The following is an 18,554-nucleotide window of genomic DNA, read 5'->3' on the forward strand; positions in this document are numbered from 1 at the left end:
AAGGTCTGTCGGCGGTCCCTCCACTCGCGGCTCCCGGCGGTCGTGTGACCGCGATGAGCTGGCGATTGACGCCGAATTGACGGGTGGAAGATCGGCCGCGCGTAGCCTTTGCGTCGCCGACCGAGCGCGGAGTCGCGGACGAGGAGAACCGATCGTGTCGTCAACGAAGGACCGGGCGACGGCGGGCGCCCGCCGGGCCGGGCGCCATATCTTTCTCGGCCGCCGGGTGACGGCGACGAGGACCCGGCTGAACCTGCCGCCGAGACTGCCGCTGGAGACATGGCGGGAGATCGGCGAACAGCTCGTCGTCCTCTGCGACGCGTCCGCCTGGTGGCACGGTGACTGGCTCCTCTACGGACAGGGCCGGTATCCCGATCGGTACCGGCGCGCCATCGAAGACTCCGGGCTGGACTATCAGACCCTACGGAATTACGCGTGGGTCGCCCGCAAGTTCTCGCCGTCCAGAAGGCGCGCCGCGCTGAGCCTTCAGCACCACGCGGAAGTCGCCGGCTTGCCGGCGGAGCAGCAGGAGTACTGGCTCGACCTCGCGGAGAAGGAGGGGTGGCCCACCAGCCGGCTGCGTAAGCACATCCAGGACAGCCGGCGATGCCGGCGCGGAGCCCTCACTCCGGAGGCCACTGTGTCATTGCGGATCGACACCGAACGGCGGCGTCGATGGCGGGACGCCGCGGAACGGGAGGGGCGGCGGTTGCCAGAGTGGATCGCCGAGGCCCTGGACGGCGCGGCGGAGACCGCGCTGCGTTCGACGCCGCCTCCCCCGGGCGATGAGGTGGAGCGTTCCGTTTCGGCAGGCGGCTGAGTGGAGCGTTCCGTTTTGGCGGTCGATCAGGTAGAGCGTTCCGTTTTAGCAGCTGATCAGGCGGAGCGTTCCGTTCGGCGGTCGATCAGGCGGAGCCTTCCATTTGGCGGCTGATCAGGCGGAGTGTTCCGTTCGGCAGTCGGTCAGATGGAGCGTTCCGTTCGGCCGGTCGGTCAGGTGGAGCATCCCGTTTCGTCGGCGGCCTCGTCGAGGATGCCCGCGGCCCAGTCGTCCAGGCTCCTTCCCGACAGTGCGGCCGCTCGCCGCCAGCGGTCGACCCTGTTCTGATCGACCGTGACGCGCACCAGCGTCTCCCGCCCGGCGCCACCGTCATCGCGCCGCGCCGACGCCCGGCTGGCCCGCAGATGCTGCCGTAGCCTGCTGCGTGACCAGCCGAAACGCTCCGCCCGGTCGAGCCAGACGTCCCGGTCGCCGGGGCTGAGCCCGGCCACCTCCGCATGGTGCTGGATGCTGAGCCCCGGCCGGCGGGACGAGGCGTCGAACTTACGCGCGACCCAGGCGTAGTTCCGGAGTGTCTGGTAGTTGAGCCCCGTCCCGGCGACCGCCTGCCGATAGCGCTCCGGAAAGCGGTTCTGACCGTAGACGAGCCAGTCGCCCAGCCACCAGGCCGAGGCGTCGGCGATCGCGACGATCTCCTGCCCGACCCGCTGCCAGCCCTCCAGCGGCAGATCGGCGGGAAGCGACAGCCGCGTACGGTGGGCCCGCGCGTGTTCACCGAGCAGCCGCGCGCCAGGGTCGGCACCCCCGAAGCTCGGCAGGTCGGTCAGCCCGGCCATCACATCACCCGCGTTCTTCCGTCCGCGTCAGCCCCGGTCGTTCGGAGCCCTGCCGTCGTCCTGTCGGCTGGACCGAGCCCACGAAAGGACACTCGCCCAGGTGCGCCGCCGTCCGGTGCCGCCACTCCGCGCACGTGAGCCGGCAGACGGTCTGGAGATTGCCGTGTTCGATCGACAACCACCGGGCCGGATCGGCCCGTACGCGCGGAGCCAGCTCGGCCGGCATGTCGAGAGGCGGACCATGCGTCTGCGGCTGGGGACCTCGTGGGTTTCGAACGCAGCCGTGGTCGGCCGCACGGACCAGTCCCGCCCAGCCCTTGACGAGCCGGTTCAGCGCGGCGCCGCGTTCGGCTGCGGGAACCTCATCGAGCAGTTCGCGTGCGTAATCCGCGGTCAGCGGGTCCATGCGATAACGGGGCTGCCCGGTGAAGTCGACCGTTTCGGACGACACCACGTGATGGTCGAGCAGGCCTTCCAGCACGCGCTGGGTGTCCTTCTTCCCGCGCAGCGCCGCGATCGCCCATTCGGGCAGGTCGTGCATTGTGATCAGGCCGAGGAGCCGGAACAGGCGGCGCTCCTCCCCGCCGAGAGCGGAGTAGGTCGCCGCGAGCTCCCGCCGGACGGACAGGTGCCCGACGGTCAGCTCGTCCAGCCGCCGCCGCTCCATCATGGCGTCGGCGAGGTCCCGGATGGGCCGGCTCTCATGGTTCCGCAGCCGCGCCCCCGCGATCCTGATGGCCAGGGGAAGGTGGCCGCACGCCCTGACCAGGCGCTCGGCGGCCTCCCGCTCGGCCATGACACGCCGGGTCCCGATGATGTGCTCCAGGAGCGCGAGCGATTCGCCCGCGACGAGTGCGTCGAGCGACAGCGATCGCGCCCCCGGCAGGCCGGCGAGCCGTCTTCGGCTCGTCACCAGGACGGCGGCTCCCGGCGTGCCGGGGAGCAGGGGGATGACCTGTTCCGGCGCCGAGGCGTCGTCGACGACCAGCAGTATCCGCCGGTCGGCGAGGTGTGATCGCAGTAGCGCGGCGCGGCCGGCCGCCGACTCCGGGAGGATCTGCGCCGGGATGCCGAGGCTGCGCAGTACGTCGCCGACCACGGCGCTCGGTGCGCGGCGGGCGCCGTGGGCCCTCTCCAGCTCGACGTACACCTGGCCGTCGGTGAACCGGTCACGTAAGGCGTGCGCGACGCGCGTGGCCAGCGCCGTCTTCCCGACGCCGGCGCGGCCGCAGACGACCGCGATCGCCACTCCCGGCGAGGTGCCGGCGTCCGTGAGCTCCCTCGCCACCTCCGCGAGCTCCGTCTCGCGGCCCACGAAGTCGCGGGGCGCGTACGGGGTCTGCAGGGGAGCCGCGATCGCCGCTCCCGCGCGGGCGGACGGTGGCACCGGTCTGGAGAGGCGGGTCAGGGCCGCCGGGACGCGGGGCGGACCGGGACTCACGGCGCCGGCTGCGGGCGGCGATGAGAGCAGCTCTCGGCGAAGACGCATCAGGTCGGCGCCCGGTTCGACGCCGAGTCCCGCCTTCAGCACCTCGCGCGCCTCGTCGAAGGCGGCGAGGGCGTCGCCGCGGTGTCCGCTGAGCTGCAGGGCGCGCATCAGCTGGTGCCAGTGAGGCTCATGGAGGGGTGACTCCGACACCAGCGCCCGCAACCGGGGGAGCAGGTGCCGATGCCGTCCCAGCCGCAGCTCGGCATTGATCAAAAGCTCTTCGGCGGTACGGCGCTGGACTTTCCATCGTTCCAAATGCGGGATCATCGACGTCGTCGCGGGGACGTCCGCGAGCGGTGGACTGCGCCAGAGGGCGAGGGCCCGCTGGAGCCGGTCGACCGCGCCCCGGTCGTCGCCTCCGTCCAGACGGTCACGCGCGCCCGCGACGAGCCGCTCGAAGCGCTCCAGGTCGAGCTCTTCCGGCGCGACCTCGAGGAGGTAGCCGGACGGACGGGTGTGCAGCCGGCTGCTGGGCGCCAGCAGCCGTCGCACCGCCCAGACGTGGGTGCGGAGAGCGCCGCTGGACGTGCGCGGCCGTCCCACCCCCCAGAGAGCGTCCACGAGCGCGTCCGCGGTCATCTGCCGGTTGGTGTGCAGGAGGAGGACGGCCAGCAGAGCGCGCTGTCTCGCCTGCCGAATGAGCAGGGGAGTGCCGTCGTCCGCCCGGACCTCGAGCGGTCCGAGAACTCGGAACTCCATCCCACCTACCTCGGTCACGGGCTCGGCCCAGAGGTGGCCACGCCTTGACTCCGATCATTACTGATCGTAATGCCGATCGTAAAGCTCGTTTTCAAACCTCGCCATCACCCGGCACGGTCGCCGGTGGCTCAGTGGGCTCAGATGCGGTAGAACGCACGCGCGTTGCCGTGCAGCACCGCCTGGACGTGGTCCGGCCCGACCGCGTCGGCCAGCAGGTGCAGGTCGTCCTCGTGGAACGGGCGCCGGGCACGGGTGGACGGCAGATCGGTGCCGAACATCAGAGCCTCCGAGTTGACGGCGACCACGGCCTGAACCGCCTTGGTCACGTCGAGGTCGACGCGGCCGAAACCGGTCGCCTTGACCCGGGCGCCGCGTTCGACCAGCGCGAGCAGGTGCGGCAGTCCGTCTTCGGAGAGCCCGAGGTGATCGACGCTCACCGCCGGGAGGGCGCTCAGGACGGGAGTCAGGTCCGGCAGGTCACGCGCGTCGATGTACAGCTCGGTGTGCCACCCGGCGACCTCGTGGACGCGGCGGGCCAGGGCGTCCAGGTGATCGAGGGTCTCCGAGCCGCCCCGGCGCACGTTGAACCGCACCGCCCGTACGCCCTGCGCGTCCAGCCGCGCGATCTCCTCGTCGGTCACCGAGGCGGGCAACTGCGTGACTCCCACGAACCCCGCGCCCAGCCGCCGGAGGGCGTCCACCAGGTAGGCCTGGTCGAATCCCTGGAAGGAGCCGGACACCACCGCCCCGCCGATCACTCCGAGCGCGCGGGTCCGCAGCAGGTAGTCATCGACCGTGAACGCGGGCGGGAGATAGCCGTTGTTCCGGATGAGCGGGAACCGGGGATCGATGATGTGCAGGTGGGCGTCGAAGACCCGGCTGCCGCCGCGGGCGTCCGCGTTCACGCGGAGCCCTCCGCCACGGCCCGGTCGGCGAGGCGCTCCTCGAAACGACCCAGGTCGATCACCGCACGCCGGTGCGTGCCCCGGCACACGATCGCCGCGTCGTCCTTGGCCTGGACGGCGAAGGTGAGACGGCGACCGTCGACGGCGGTCAACTCGACGTCGATGGTGACCGCGCAGCCCGGCGGAGTGGCGGCCTCATGGCTGAGGTCGACGTGCACGCCGACGGTGCGCTCGCCCTCGTCGAGATGACCGGCGAGCGCCCGCATGCAGGTCCATTCGACCAACCCGACGAGATAACCGGTCGCCAGCACGGACGGCATCCCGCCGAACTCGTCCGATTCCGGCAGCAGATGCGGGACGGTCCGGGTCTCGGGCACGCGGTAGTCGAGCGTCGCGGCAAGGCCGGGGCGCAGGGACGATCTCATATGGTCCTCCGTTCGGTCGCGGGCTCGGCGCCGTGGTCGTCGAAGCGCCCCATGAGCCGGGCGGCGGCCGCTCCGGCTCGGCGCATGGCCGTACGGTCGCCGGCCACGACCACGCGCGCGTTGGCCCCGTCGATGAGCATGAGGAGGGCGAAGCCCAGCTCCTCGGGGTCGGGAGCGCCTGCCTGCCGCGCCAGCGAGGTCAGCGTCTCGCGCAGCCAGTCCTTGTAGGAGGCGATCACCGCACGGGCGGGATGGGCCGGGTCGGGCAGTTCGACGGCGGCGTTGGTGAACGGGCAACCGCGGAACCCCTCCCGACCGTGCCCCTGGGCGAGCCAGTCGAACACGGCCAGGATCCGGTCGACGCCCTGGGCGTCGCTCCGGGCCAGGAACGAGGTCAGAACCTCCTGGCGCCGCCGGCGGCGCTGGTCGAGCACGGCGGCGACGAGGTTCTCCTTGGACCCGAACTGCGCGTAGAGCGTGGGCTTGGAGACGCCGGCCCGATCCACCAGAGTGTCGACGCCGGTGGCCCGGATCCCCTCCGCGTAGAAGACCTCGGCCGCGACGTCGAGGAGTCGCCGACCGCCTGGGCTCAACCCGTCCACGGAATGCATACTTACAGGTCAGTAAAGCGCTGGCAAGGCCCCGCGCGGGTGTGTCGGACCGGCCGGCCCTCCCGCGCGCCGCCGTGTCAGCCGGCCGTCCCGCGCGCCGCCGTGCTCAGCCGGCCGAGCGTCGGTGTTCGACCGGGAGAATGGTCTCCCCGTTGAGGAAACGCTCGACCGGAAGGGTCGCCGCGCCGAGCGCCACCGCCTCCGGCCCCAGTCGGCCCAGCTCGATCGAGGTCTCGGAGAACGCGTGCCTGAGCGAGTGCCGGCGGGCGGCGTCGCGGATCCGTGGGAGTAGCCGCTCGCCGAGCAGCAGGCCGGCCCAGCCGCCCAGGATGATCCGCTCGGGATTGAACAGGTTGATCAGGTCGGAGAGGCCGACTCCGAGGTAGAGCGCGGTCTCCTCCAGGACGCTCTCCGCCTCACCCGCACCGTTCGCGGCCGCGTCGAGCAGGGCGGCCAGCGCGGACTCCTCGTCCTGGCCCGGCGGCGCGCCCGCGTAACGGTCGAGGATGGCCTCGGCGCCGACGTACGCCTCCAGGCATCCCTGGGCGCCGCACCGGCACTCGCGGCCACCGACCACGATGGTCGTGTGGCCCCACTCACCGGCGCTGGACGTGGAGCCCCGGTGCGGCCGGCCGTGCGCGATGACGCTCGCGCCGACACCCGAGCCGATGAGGCACACCACCGCGTGCTGGGCGCCCCGCCCCGCGCCGAACCACATCTCCGCGCGGCCCATCGTCTTGGCGCCGTTGTCGATGTGCAGGGGAAGGTCGGTGCCGGCCCGCAGCAGACGCCCGAGGGGGACCGCGTCCCAGCCGTACGTCTGGCCGTGCACGATGACCTCGTCGCCCTGCTCGACGACGCCGGGGACGCCGATGCCCACACCGAGGATCGCCGAGGGGCCGACGCCGGCGTCGGCCAGCACCGCGGACAGTCCCTCCAGGATCCGGTCGACGATCGTCGTCACGCCGTGCTCGCGGGGGTCCAGCGGGTAGTCGGCCGTGGCCCGCTCGGTCATCGCCAGGTCGAACAGCTCGACGCGGACCCGGGTCTCGCCGACGTCCACGCCGATGACGTAGCCGTGGTCCTGGTTGATGCGCAGCAGGACGCGGGGCCGGCCGCCGTCGGAGTCGACCGCGCCGGCCTCGTGCACGATGTCCTCGTCGATGAGTTCGCGGACGACGTTGCTGACCGAGGCGGGGGACAGGCCGGTCGTCCGGCTCAGCTCCTGGCGTGTGGAGGGTTGGTCGAAGTAGAGCGACCAGAGCAGCACCGACCGGTTGTCACGCCGGAGATCCCGCACCGTGCCCCGTCGTCGCTCCGGTGTGACGTGCTCCCACATATCGACCTCCCCGAGTAGTTCAAATCTTATAACAAGCACTCGAAGAAGCCTCGGGCCGGGTGTTACGCACCTTTGACGAGGTGCCGTGACCCGCTGATCCCCACCCCGTGGCCCGCGCGGCACCTCGCCGCGCGGGCCTCAGTTGTAGACGCGGGTGACCCGCCGTCTTCTGCGCGTACGGAGGCTTCGCTTGAGAAGGCGGACCACCACGACGACGAACAAGACGACCCCGGCCAGAGCGATGAAGACCGGGAGGCCCAGCCTCCAGTCGGGCCACTCGTCGTCGACGTGCTTGCCGATCCGCAGCCGTACCACGCGGCCGTGCCAAAGCTCGGCCGTGCCGGTGGTGCCGGCCTCGGCGACGTTGTAGAAGTCGTGCTCCACCTCGAAGTCGTGGTACCGCCCGTCCGCGGTGCGCACGGTGATCTTGTAGTGGGTGGTCCGCGAGGCGGCGACGACCCGCAGCCTCGCCACGGTCGGGAGGACCACCCGGAACGGTCCCATCGGGGGCGGCTGGGGCGGTTGCGGCGGCGGGAACTGCGGCGGGTCGGGCGGGTCCGGGTCCTCGGTCGTGTACGTGGACCGCCGGATGACGGTCATCGGAAGCCGCGTGACGCAGCGACTCGTATCGCTCGGTGGAGGCTCCGCGCAGTACGGGGCCCGCTCGAACGCCGTGAAGTCGGCACTGGGACCGGCGGCGAGCGCCACGCCCACGGCGATCAGCGCCGGCCCCGCCGCCAGCGCCGCCCACGTTCTCAGCCTCGTTCGCCATTCCACGCACCGAACGTAACCCGGTCCGCGCTCCACGCACCGAGATTTTCGCGCGGTGGCGCGGCCCTCGCCGGGCGGCGATATCGGCGAGGACCGCGGTCCAGGGCCTGTCTCGAAGTCCCGCTGTTCTACGGACGGGGACCTCGAGGCAGGCAATGGGCGTGCCCGGTGGGCCGTCAGACGCCGGCCCGCTCCCGATGGGAACGGATCAGCTCGGCGTAGCGGAGCCCGCTGTCCTTGACGGTCCGCCGCTGCGTCGCGAAGTCGACGTGGACGAGCCCGAAGCGCGGGGCGTAGCCGGCCGCCCATTCGAAGTTGTCCAGCAGCGACCAGCAGAAGTACCCGGCCAGCGGCGCGCCTCGCCGCACCGCCGACGCGCACGCGGCGAGATGTCCTTCCAGGTAGCCGGCGCGCTCGGGGTCGTGCACCCGCCCGCCGTCGACGGTGTCGGTCCACGCGGAGCCGTTCTCGGTGACGTACATCCGGGGCGGCCGGTACTCCTCGGCGACCCGGGTCAGGATGCTCTCCAGCCCGTCCGGTTCGATCACCCAGTCCATCCCGGTGAGCCGGCGGCCGGTCGGCGTGGTCTCCCGGACGTACGGCGGAGCGCCGTCGGGGTCGTCCGCGACGACGGCCGGCCGGTAGTAGTTCACCCCGAGCCAGTCCAGCGGCGCCGCGATGGTCTCGAGGTCGCCGGGCCGTTCGGGAAGGTCGACCCCGTACACCTCGAGCATGTCGGCGGGGAAGCCCCGTCCGAAGACCGGGTCGAGCCACCAGCGGTTCGTGTGCCCGTCGAAGCGGGCGGCCGCCGCGGCGTCGGCGGCCGAGTCGCCGGCGGGCTCCACGGGGTTCAGCAGGTGCACGATGCCGACGCGTGCGCCGGGAGCGGCGGCCCGTACGGCCTGCGCGGCCAGCCCGTGACCGAGGAGCAGATGGTACGAGGCGGGTACGGCCGCCTTGACGTCCGCGAGGCCCGGTGCGTGCCGGCCTTCGAGGTGGCCGATCCAGGCGGCGCACAGCGGCTCGTTCACGGTGGCCCAGTCGGTGACGCGGTCGCCGAGCCGCTCCACGACGCGGGCGGAGTAGTCGGCGAAGTGGTGGGCGGTGTCGCGGTTCGTCCAGCCGCCGGCGTCCTGGAGGACCTGCGGCAGGTCCCAGTGATAGAGCGTGGGGAACGGCGTGATGCCGGCTTCGAGCAGGGCGTCGACGAGACGGTCGTAGAACGCCAGCCCGGGAGCGTTCACGGGACCGGACCCGCCGGGCACGACGCGCGGCCAGGCGATGGAGAACCGGTAGGCGGTCAGGCCGAGCCGCTTCATGATCTCGATGTCCTCCGGCCAGCGGTGATAGTGGTCGCACGCCACATCGCCGTGGTCGCCGCCGTCCACCTTCCCCGGAGTGCGGCTGAAGGTGTCCCAGATGGACGGGGACCGGCCGTCCTCGCCGACCGCACCTTCGATCTGGTAAGCGGACGTGGCCACGCCCCATGCGAAGTCCACGGGGAGCAGGCTGAGGTGATCCACGAAGTGCCTTTCTGGGGTAGGGACGGCGCTCACTTGACGGCCCCGGCGGTGAGCCCGGCGACCAGGTAACGCTGAAGGAGGAGGAACCCGGCCACCACCGGCACGCTGACGACCAGCGAGGCGGCCATCACCTGGTTCCAGTACACGTCGGTCTCGGTCGCGTAGGCGCGCAGGCCCACGGCGAGGGTCCGGGTGGTGTCGTTGGTCATGACCGAGGCGAACAGCACCTCGCTCCAGGCGGTCATGAAGGCGTAGATGGCGACCGCGACGATGCCGGGGAGCGAGGCGGGGACGATGACGCGGAACAGCGCGCCGAGCGGGCCGCATCCGTCCACCAGCGCGGCCTCGTCGAGCCCCCGCGGGATCGAGTCGAAGTAGCCGACGAGCATCCAGATGGAGAAGGGGAGCGAGAAGGTGAGATACGTCAGGATCAGCCCGCCGCGCGAGCCGTACAGGGCGATCCCGGTCGCGTTCCCGATGCCGACGTAGAGCAGGAACAGCGGCAGGAGGAACAGGATGCCCGGGAACATCTGGGTGGACAGCACGGTGACCGTGAAGACACGCCTGCCGCGGAAGCGGTACCGGCTCACCGCGTACGCCGCGAAGATGGCCACCACCACGGACAGCCCGGTCGCCGCGCTCGCCACGACGATCGAGTTCTCGAAGTAGCGGCCGAGCGGGATGGTGCGCCAGATATCGGCGTACGGGCGGAGGGTGACGTGTTCGGGGATCCAGCGGAAGGCGCCGGAGACGTCCCGCAGCGGCTTCAGCGAGCTGCTCAGCATCACGTAGACCGGCAGCAGCGCGAAGACGGTCAGCAGCGTGAGGACGATCCGGCGGGTCCAGACGAACGACGGCGGCGGCGCCGTCGGCGAGCGCTCAGCCACGGCTCCTCCTCACTCGGGACGTGACCAGCAGGTAGGCGGCGGTCACCAGGGACAGGAAGAGCAGCATCAGCACGGACATCGCCGAGCCGGCGCCGAAGTTCCAGGTGACGAACGAGGCCGAGTAGATGTGCACGGAGATGAGGTCCCCGGCGGCCGGGGCCGACCTGCCGAACAGCACGTACGGCGTCGCGAAGTCGTTGAAGGTCCACAGGAACAGCACCAGCACGAGCACCTGGTTGATGGACCGCAGCGACGGCAGCGTGATGAGCCGGATCTGCTGCCAGATGCCGGCGCCGTCGATCGCCGAGGCCTCGTACAGCTCCCGCGGGATGTTCTGCAGGCCGGCCATCACGCACAGGAACGCGAACGGCCAGTTCCGCCAGACGGAGACGACCAGGAGGGAGACGAAGCTGTTGTCGCCGATCAGCCAGAACGTCGGCTTGCCGGTGACGCCCAGCTGGTCGTGCAGGACGTGGTTCACGAGCCCGTTGTCGTGCTGGAGCATGAACGCCCAGACGATCACGGAGGCGTACAGCGGCAGCGCGTACGGCGTGAGGAAGACCGCGCGCAGCACGCCGCGGCCCCGGAAATGGTCCTGCATCAGGACGGCCGCGGCCGTGCCGAACAGCCAGCACAGGCCCACGGCCAGCACGGTGAAGGCGCAGGTGACCAGGAAGGAGTCGAGCAGGGCCCGGCCGATGGGCGCGTTGACGTTCACGGCGACCCGGTAGTTGCCCCACCCCGTCCAGGGCGCCTGCCACCACTGGCGGATGTAGAGCTGCGTGAGCTCCTTCAGGCTCATCACCACGCCCAGCACCATCGGGATGACGTGGACGATGAGTTCGAAGATCAGCGCGGGCAGCAGGAGCAGGTACGGCAGGCCGCCCCGGCGGACCCGGTCGGGAATGCGGAACAGCCGTCTCCGGCCGTCCTCGCGACGAGGGTCCGGTCCGGCCGGAGGCGCCTGACGGTGCACGGTCGTGGTCATCGGTGGCGGCACGCCTACTGCATCTGCTGCTGGGCCTTGGCGAGCCGCGCCTGGACGGACTGCGTCGTCACCGGGCGGCCGGCCGCCGCGTCGGCGAGCAGGTCCTTGACCGCGCCGCCGACGAGCTCCTCGAACTGCGACTCCTTGGGCACCTGGGGGAGCGGCGCGGCACTGGTCGCGATGGCGTTGCGCAGGACGGTCAGCTCGGGCGTGTTGAAGGCCGGGTCCTGCGAGGCGGTCTTGACCGGCGGGATCGACCCGTACTCGCCGTTGATCTTCTTCTGCTCGGCGTCGCTCGTCATGAACTTCACGAACTTCAGCGCGCCGTCGAGGTTGCCGGAGTTCTTGAAGACGGCGATGTTGATGCCCGCGACCATCGTGTCGATGTTGCCGCCCGGTCCGGGCGTGCCGGACTGGACGGGGACCGGCGCCACGCCGAACTGGTCGGGCTTCATGCCGTGCTTCTGCAGGTTGGGCCCCGCCGCCTGCCACAGCAGCATGGCGGCCTTGCCGGTCGCGAAGTCGGCGACCGATTCGTTCTGGGCGTACTCGGCGTTGCCCGGCGCGGCGATCTTGTCGCGCGCGATGAAGTCGACGTACTGCTTGATGCCGTCGACCGCGCCCTGCGACGTGAAGGTCGGCCTGCCGGCCGCGTCGAAGAAGTCGGCGCCGTGCTGCTTGGCGAAGACGAACGCGTGGTGGATGTTCTCCGAGACGTTGCCGCCCTCGATGGCGAGGCCGTAGTGGCCGCCTCCGGTGAGCCGCTTGCCGTCCTGGACGAGCTCGTCCCAGGTGGCCGGCGGCTTCGCGATGCCCGCGTCCGCGAACATCTTCTTGTTGTAGTAGAGGCCGTACGCCAGGGAGTACAGCGGGACCGCGGTCGGGGTCTTCCCCTGCGCCCCGGTCGAGGCGAGGGCCGAGTCCTGGAAGCGGTCCCGGCCACCGACCTGCGCGAAGTTCTTGTCGTCGAAGGGCAGCAGTGCCCCCGTCGTCTGCAGGGAGGCCGACCAGGTGTTGCCGATGTTCAGGACGTCGGGGCCCTGCCCGGAGGAGGCGGCGCCCAGGATGCGGTTGAGCAGGTCCGTCCATGGGACGACCTCGAGCTTGACCTTGATCCCGGTCTGTTTCTCGAACTCCTGCAGCTCGGGGGTGAGCTTGGCCTTGTCGTCCTCCAGGCTGGCACCCTGGTTGCTCGCCCAGTAGGTGAGCGTCTTGGGATGGCCGGCGCTGTCGCCGCCGGTCGAGGTCCCGCCCCCGCAGCCGGGGAGCGCGGCAAGGAGAGTCGCGCCGAACGCGGCGCCGATGGCGGTACGGACCCGCACGCGCATACTGCCACTTCCTCACGTGAGGCTAATTTTAAGCCATGATTTAAGACGTGGCGTAAAGGTGTCAAGGGTGCTCGACCAGGCCCGCTGTGGGGGATGGAGGGCTCCCGGCCCCAGGGCGTCATCTATGCTCGGCGACGTGGGGGACCTGCCGGTAGGGGAAACCCGTTTCATCGGACGCAGGGAGGAACTGGCCGAGGCCAGGGCGGCCTTGCGCCGCGGCAGGCTGCTCACGTTGACCGGCGGTCCCGGGGTGGGCAAGACCCGCCTCGCGCTGCAACTGGCCTCGCGGGCGGGGCGCTCGTTCCCGGACGGCGTGTGGTTCGTCGAGCTGGCCCCGCTGCGGGACGCCGACATGGTCACCGGCGCGGTCGCCGAAGCCCTCGGGGCGGAGGAGACGACACTCGGCGTGCAGAAGTCCCCGGCCCGCGGCCTGATCGACGCCGTTGCCGACCAGCTGTCCGGCGGCAGGACGCTCCTCGTCCTCGACAACTGCGAACACGTGCTGGAGACCACGGCGCGGCTCGTCCACACACTCTTGCGCCGGTGTGACCGGCTGCGGATCCTGGCCACCAGCCGGCAGACGCTCCGGGTCGCCGGAGAGCGCGTCCTGACCGTGGGCCCGCTGCCCGTTCCGGACCCGGACGACGCCGAGCCCGTGGCCGCCGTCGCGCGGTTCGACGCGATCCGCCTCTTCGCCGACCGCGCGGCGGGCGCGTCCCGGCGGTTCCGGCTGACCGACGAGAATCGCGCGGCGGTCGCCCGGCTGTGCCAGCGCCTGGAGGGCAATCCGCTCGCGATCGAACTGGCCGCCGTGCAGGTGCGCGCCATGCCGGCGGAGCAGATCCTCGAACGGCTGGAATGCCATCTCGGGCGGCTCGCCGAGGGCGGCCGGATCGGCGTCCCCCGGCTGCCGAGCCCGCGTTCGGCGATCGAGTGGAGCCACCGGCTGTGCACCCCACGGCAGCAGACGCTCTGGCGGCGGCTCGCCGCCTTCCAGGGCGGGTTCGATCTGGAGGACGCCGAGACGGTCTGCTCCGGCCGCGGGATCGACCGCGCGGAGGTCGGCCCGCTCGTCGCCGACCTCGTGGACATGTCGATCGTCATCAGGGAGGCCGCGCCACACGCCTTCCTGTGCTATCGGCTGCCGGAGATGATCCGCGATTTCAGCGTCGAGGAGCTGTCCCGGTCGCCTGAGGAGGGCTGGCTGCGCCATCGGCACGGCGAGCACTATCGGCGGTTCGCCGAACCCTTCGAGGCCGACCCGATGAGCCGCTACCAGGCCGCGTCGCTCGCCCGGCTGCGGCTGCAGCGCGCCAACCTGCGAGCCGCGGCCGACTACCACCTGACGGCTCCCCACGGGGCCGTGACCGGGCTGCGGATCACCACCCTCCTGGCGCGCCACTACGTCACCGCCGGTCTGGTCAGCAAGGGCGGTCACCTGCTGATCCAGGCCCTCGACCGGAGTCCCGAGCCCGGGCCGGCGCGGACGGAGGCGCTGTGGACCGCCGGATGGCTGACCCTCCTGCAAGGGCGGACCGCCGAGGGCCTCGCCCTGCTCGGGCGATGCCGGGACCTCGCGCAGGAGATCGGTGACACGTCGGCGCTCCGGCGCGTGACGCAGTTCACCGGCCTGGCAGAGATCTTCGAGGGACGATACGAGCGTGCGCGCCTCCACCTCCGGCAGGCGCGGGCGGACCATCACGACGCCGGCGACGACGACGGAGAGTGGCTCGCTCTCTTCCAGCTGGCACTCGTCAGCAGCCACCTCGAAGACCACCGGCAGGCCATCGCCTACGGCGAACGATCACTGGCGATCTGCCGCGCTCACGACGCGGCCTGGGCCGAAGGCCACGCGCTGTGGGTGACCGGCGTCGCCTCCCTGTGGTGCGGTGACACCGCCCGAGCGGGCCGGCTGCTCCGCGAGGCCCTCGGTCTCAAGCACGCCCAGGGGGACCGGTGGGGCATCACCCGCTGCATGGAGGCGCTCGCCTGGACCCTCGCGCAGAGCCGGCCCGAAGACGCCGCCCGCCTTCTCGGGGCCGCCGACCGGCTGGGCCCATCGATCGGCTCGCCCCCCGACCACTTCCAGGTGCTGAGGGACGCTCGCCGGCGATGGAGAGCGCACCTCGGAGACGTCCTCGGCCCCCGCCGGTTCGAGGACGTCCACCGCGAGGGCGCCGATCTCCCGGTCGACGAGCTCGTCGCCTACGCGCTCGGCGAGCCGGCGCACGCCCGGTGATCGCGCCCGCCTGAGGTATTTACGGGTGGGGTGTTGGGGGGAACACCCCACCCGTAAACGGGGGAAGGGGACGCGTAGACGTCGCGGCCGGACCGGCCATGGGAGAGACGGCACCACCGCCGGTCCGCAAGCTCCCCGAGACGTTAGGCCGCGTATCCGGGCGCGTCAACGCAATCCTGCCGACAATGTCGAACACCTTCGACGGCTCCCTCCCCGGAACCGCCACGGCGGATCAATCCAGCCAGACGGCGGTGTCCGCAGGGAGCTCGCCCTGCTCCAGCGGTCCGCTGGCCAGCAGCGCCGACCGGCCCTCCGGAAGCCGCACGGGCCGGGCGCCGAGGTTGACGACACAGGTGACGCCCGAGTCCCGGTCGAAGGCGAGAACGTCCTCGCCCATCGACCGCCAGGCGAGGGTGCCGTCGCCGAGCCGCTCGCGCCGCAGCCGCAGCGCCGTCCGGTAGAGGGCGAGCGTCGAGGACGGGTCCGCGGCCTGGGCCTCGACGGTGAGGTCACGCCAGGACGGGGGCTGCGGCAGCCACGGTTCGCCGCCGCCGAAGCCGAAGGGCGGCGCGTCGCCGGACCACGGGAGCGGGACCCGGCAGCCGTCCCGGCCACGGTCGCGGCGGCCCGAACGGAACCAGATGGGGTCCTCGAGCCGGTCTTCCGGCAGGTCCTCGACCTCTGGGAGGCCGAGCTCCTCTCCCTGGTAGACGTAGAGGCAGCCGGGCAGCGCCATGGCGAGCAGGGCGGCCGCCCGGGCCCGGCGCAGGCCCAGCCGCAGGTCCGCGGGCGCCCCGTGCCGGCGGTCGCCCAGGTCGAAGGAGGTGTCCTCCCGGCCGAACCTCGTGACCGGGCGGGTCACGTCGTGGTTGGACAGCACCCAGGTCGGCGGCGCGCCCAGGGGAGTGTGCGTGGCCAGCGTCGTGTCGATCACCCGGCGCAGCGCCTCGGCCTCCCAGGGGCAGCTCAGGAAGTCGAAGTTGAAGGCCGTGTGCAGCTCGTCCGGGGCCAGGTAGGCGGCGAACCGGTCCTGGTCGGGCAGCCAGACCTCGCCGATCAGCGCCCGGTCGCCGTACTCGTCGGCGATCCGCCGCCAGGCCCGGTAGATCGCGTGCACGCCGTCCCGGTCGGTGTAGGGGTCCTGGCCGTCCGGCTCGGCGTCGGGGTCCTTGACCAGGACCGCGGCGGAGTCGATGCGGATGCCGTCCGCGCCCCGGTCGAACCAGAACCGCAGGACGTCGAGGAACTCCTCCCGTACCTCGGGGCTGCTCCAGTTGAAGTCGGGCTGCTCCGGCGCGAACAGGTGGAGGTACCACTCGCCGTCCGGAACGCGGGTCCACGCGGGACCGCCGAAGATGGACCGCCAGTCGTTCGGCGGACCGTCGCCGCGCCCGGGCCGGAACCAGAACCGCGCGCGGGCCGCCGAGCCCGGCCCGGACCGCAGCGCCTCCTGGAACCAGGCGTGCCGGTCGGAGCAGTGGTTGGGGACGATGTCGACGATCGCCCTGATCCCGAGCCCGTGCGCCTCCTCGATGAGCTTCTCGGCCTCGGCGAGCGAGCCGAAGACCGGGTCGATGTCGCGGAAGTCGGCCACGTCGTAGCCGCCGTCGACCATCGGCGAGGGATACCAGGGATTCACCCAGACCGCGTCGACCCCCAGGTCGGCGAGGTGGTGGAGGCGCCCGCGCAGGCCCGCCAGGTCACCGACGCCGTCGCCGTTGCCGTCCGCGAAACTGCGCGGGTAGACCTGGTAGATCGCGGCACTCCGCCACCAGCCCTCCGGCTGCGGTGACCTGCCGGGGGGAACGAGTTCGGCCATGCCGGATCATCTCCTCGAACGGTTCGGTCGGGTCGCGGGCACGCGCGCCCTCATCCCTTCAGTCCTCCGGCGGTCAGGCCCGCCATGATGTGGCGCTGGAACAGCAGGAAGACGGCGATGGCCGGGACGCTCGCGATCACGAGCGCGGCGATGAGGATGTTCTCCGGCGTCTGGTTCGACAGGGAGGAGATGGCCACGCTCACCGTCATCCGGTCGCCGTCGGGCAGCACCAGCAGCGGCCAGACGAAGTCCTTCCACACGCCGACCACCGCGAAGATGGACACGACGGCGAGGATCGGCCGCGAGATCGGCAGGACGATCGACCGCAGGATGCGCCAGGACGAGGCGCCGTCGATCGCCGCCGCCTCGAGCAGTTCCCTCGGGATGGAGTCGAAGAACCGCTTGAGCAGGAACACGCTGAAGGCGTTCGCCGCCGCCGGGAACCAGATCGCGAACGGCGTGTTCAACAGGTTGACGTGCAGGAACGGCAGGTCCCGCACGGTCAGGTACAGCGGGATCAGCAGGACGGTCGGCGGGATCATCAGGGTGGCCAGCATCATGCCGAGGATCGCCCGGCCGAGCACGGGCCGCAGCTTCGACAGGGCGTACGCCGCCGGTACGCACATCGCGAGCTGCAGCAGCCAGGCCCCGGCGGCGTACACGAGCGTGTTCAGGAGGTACCGTCCCAGGCTCAGCCGCTGCCACGCCTCGCGGTAGACGCCGGGGTGCGGGTGCCGGGGGAAGAGCGTCGGGGGCGTGCGCGCGAGCTCGCCGGACGACTTGAGCGCGCCGGTCGCCATCCAGTAGAGCGGGAACACGAACACCGCGGTGAACAGCACGATCACCGCGACGAGGACGGACCAGTAGACGACCCGGCCGCGCGGCGTGGTCAGCGCGCGGGCGGAGATGAGCGTTCGCGGGGCGGTCGCCTGCATCGTCGGGCTCCTCACCTCATCTCCCCTCGTCCCGGGTCAGCCGCAGGTACGCCGCGGAGAACACCATCAGGACGAGCATCAGCATCAGCCCGAGGGCGCTGCCGCCGCCGTAGCTGTTGAAGTTGAAGGCGTACTGGTACATCAGGTAGACGACGCTGACCGTGGCGTCCTGCGGCCCGCCGCCGGTGAGCAGGTACGGCTCGATGAACACCTGCATCGTGGCGATGACCTGGAGCAGGAGCATCACCAGCAGGATCAGCCTGGTCTGGGGGATGGTGACGTGCCGGACACGCCGCAGCAGTCCCGCGCCGTCCAGCTCCGCCGCCTCGTACAGCTCGCCCTCGACGCTCTGCAGGGCGGCCAGGTAGATGAGCGTGCCGCTGCCCATGTTCATCCAGGTGGAGACGATCACCAGGGACAGCAGCGCGGTGCTCGTGGAGTCGAGCCAGTTCAGCCCCGGGAGGTGGGCCAGGCGCAGCAGCTGGTTGAACAGGCCGGGACCCGGGTCGTAGAACCACTTGAACAGCAGCACCGCGACCGCCGGCGGGAGCATGACCGGCAGGTACACGACGAACCTGAGGTAGGCGCGCGCGTGGCGCAGCTCGTTGAGGACCAGCGCGGTCACGAACGGCAGGACGTAACCGCACAGCAGCGCCAGCCCGGTGAACTCCAGGGTGTTCAGCCAGGCCTTGCCGAAGGCCGGGTCGGCGCCGACGCGGTGGAAATTGTCGAGGCCGACCCACTCCGACCGGCCGACGAAGTTCGTCCGCTGGAAGCCGAGCAGGGCCTCCCGCACGATCGGGTACCAGGAGAACAGGGCGAAGCAGATCAGCGCCCCGCAGAGGAACCCGTACGCGGACAGGGCGCGCCGGACGCCGTACCGCGACGCCGCCCGGCGCGGCCCGGCCGGGCGCGACGGCGAACGCCGGGACGCCGCCTTGCGCAGGGCCGTCGTGGTCACCGAACCCTCCTTCGCTCG

Annotated in this window: 16 protein-coding genes; 2 read left to right on the plus strand and 14 right to left on the minus strand. The window is 71.5% G+C overall.

Annotated features, from left to right (window positions below):
- The first annotated feature begins 154 nt into the window (after positions 1-154).
- Positions 155-820 (plus strand): LmbU family transcriptional regulator, encoded by a 666-nt coding sequence (locus ACQP2O_RS19855; protein ID WP_433187025.1) that lies wholly within the window; start codon positions 155-157, stop codon positions 818-820.
- A gap of 173 nt (positions 821-993) precedes the next feature.
- Here the strand turns inward: ACQP2O_RS19855 and ACQP2O_RS19860 are convergent, their stop codons facing one another.
- The 11 genes from ACQP2O_RS19860 to ACQP2O_RS19910 form a co-directional block, all read right to left on the minus strand.
- Positions 994-1,617, minus strand: a complete 624-nt coding sequence (locus tag ACQP2O_RS19860; protein WP_433187028.1) for an LmbU family transcriptional regulator — start codon at positions 1,615-1,617, stop codon at positions 994-996.
- A 4-nt stretch (positions 1,618-1,621) separates the two neighbouring features.
- Positions 1,622-3,805 (minus strand): BTAD domain-containing putative transcriptional regulator, encoded by a 2,184-nt coding sequence (locus ACQP2O_RS19865; RefSeq protein ID WP_433187031.1) that lies wholly within the window; start codon positions 3,803-3,805, stop codon positions 1,622-1,624.
- A gap of 137 nt (positions 3,806-3,942) precedes the next feature.
- Positions 3,943-4,710 carry an amidohydrolase family protein gene (locus ACQP2O_RS19870; RefSeq protein WP_433187034.1) on the minus strand — a complete coding sequence of 256 codons (768 nt, stop codon included), beginning with the start codon at positions 4,708-4,710 and terminating at the stop codon, positions 3,943-3,945.
- Positions 4,707-5,135: a thioesterase family protein gene (locus ACQP2O_RS19875; protein ID WP_433187037.1), complete on the minus strand. Its 429-nt coding sequence runs from the start codon at positions 5,133-5,135 to the stop codon at positions 4,707-4,709. Before ACQP2O_RS19875 ends, ACQP2O_RS19870 begins: the two co-directional genes overlap by 4 nt.
- Positions 5,132-5,737 carry a TetR/AcrR family transcriptional regulator gene (locus ACQP2O_RS19880; RefSeq protein ID WP_433187040.1) on the minus strand — a complete coding sequence of 202 codons (606 nt, stop codon included), beginning with the start codon at positions 5,735-5,737 and terminating at the stop codon, positions 5,132-5,134. The genes ACQP2O_RS19875 and ACQP2O_RS19880 overlap by 4 nt, the downstream gene beginning before the upstream one ends.
- A gap of 115 nt (positions 5,738-5,852) precedes the next feature.
- Positions 5,853-7,085 carry an ROK family protein gene (locus tag ACQP2O_RS19885; protein ID WP_433187043.1) on the minus strand — a complete coding sequence of 411 codons (1,233 nt, stop codon included), beginning with the start codon at positions 7,083-7,085 and terminating at the stop codon, positions 5,853-5,855.
- A 138-nt stretch (positions 7,086-7,223) separates the two neighbouring features.
- Positions 7,224-7,862 carry a hypothetical protein gene (locus ACQP2O_RS19890; RefSeq protein WP_433187046.1) on the minus strand — a complete coding sequence of 213 codons (639 nt, stop codon included), beginning with the start codon at positions 7,860-7,862 and terminating at the stop codon, positions 7,224-7,226.
- A 170-nt stretch (positions 7,863-8,032) separates the two neighbouring features.
- On the minus strand, positions 8,033-9,355 hold the full coding sequence (locus ACQP2O_RS19895) for a GH1 family beta-glucosidase (protein WP_433187049.1): 1,323 nt from the start codon (positions 9,353-9,355) through the stop codon (positions 8,033-8,035).
- A gap of 53 nt (positions 9,356-9,408) precedes the next feature.
- Positions 9,409-10,266 (minus strand): carbohydrate ABC transporter permease, encoded by an 858-nt coding sequence (locus ACQP2O_RS19900; protein ID WP_433187052.1) that lies wholly within the window; start codon positions 10,264-10,266, stop codon positions 9,409-9,411.
- The gene (locus tag ACQP2O_RS19905; protein WP_433187055.1) at positions 10,259-11,254 is read right to left on the minus strand and encodes a carbohydrate ABC transporter permease; all 996 of its coding nucleotides are present in this window, start codon (positions 11,252-11,254) and stop codon (positions 10,259-10,261) included. Before ACQP2O_RS19905 ends, ACQP2O_RS19900 begins: the two co-directional genes overlap by 8 nt.
- A 14-nt stretch (positions 11,255-11,268) precedes the next feature.
- The gene (locus ACQP2O_RS19910) at positions 11,269-12,582 is read right to left on the minus strand and encodes an ABC transporter substrate-binding protein (RefSeq protein ID WP_433187058.1); all 1,314 of its coding nucleotides are present in this window, start codon (positions 12,580-12,582) and stop codon (positions 11,269-11,271) included.
- 136 nt (positions 12,583-12,718) lie between these two features.
- Here ACQP2O_RS19910 and ACQP2O_RS19915 point away from each other — a divergent pair, with 136 nt between their 5' ends.
- Entirely contained in the window at positions 12,719-14,821 is a 2,103-nt protein-coding gene (locus tag ACQP2O_RS19915; RefSeq protein WP_433187061.1) for an ATP-binding protein, read from the plus strand.
- Between the two features lie 232 nt (positions 14,822-15,053).
- On the opposite strand, the gene ACQP2O_RS19920 is transcribed toward ACQP2O_RS19915, so the two are convergent.
- Genes ACQP2O_RS19920 through ACQP2O_RS19930 form a run of 3 tightly spaced genes read right to left on the minus strand, consistent with a single transcriptional unit; the run spans position 15,054 to position 18,536 of the window.
- A complete protein-coding gene (locus ACQP2O_RS19920; protein ID WP_433187064.1) occupies positions 15,054-16,640 on the minus strand; it encodes a glycoside hydrolase family 13 protein in 1,587 nt (528 codons plus the stop codon).
- Between the two features lie 50 nt (positions 16,641-16,690).
- Complete coding sequence (locus tag ACQP2O_RS19925) at positions 16,691-17,575, minus strand: carbohydrate ABC transporter permease (RefSeq protein ID WP_433187067.1); 885 nt, start codon at positions 17,573-17,575, stop codon at positions 16,691-16,693.
- Between the two features lie 16 nt (positions 17,576-17,591).
- Complete coding sequence (locus ACQP2O_RS19930) at positions 17,592-18,536, minus strand: carbohydrate ABC transporter permease (protein ID WP_433187069.1); 945 nt, start codon at positions 18,534-18,536, stop codon at positions 17,592-17,594.
- Between the last annotated feature and the right edge of the window lie 18 nt (positions 18,537-18,554).

It is taken from the genome of Actinoallomurus sp. CA-150999 (assembly GCF_050942425.1).
Taxonomy (GTDB): domain Bacteria; phylum Actinomycetota; class Actinomycetes; order Streptosporangiales; family Streptosporangiaceae; genus Actinoallomurus.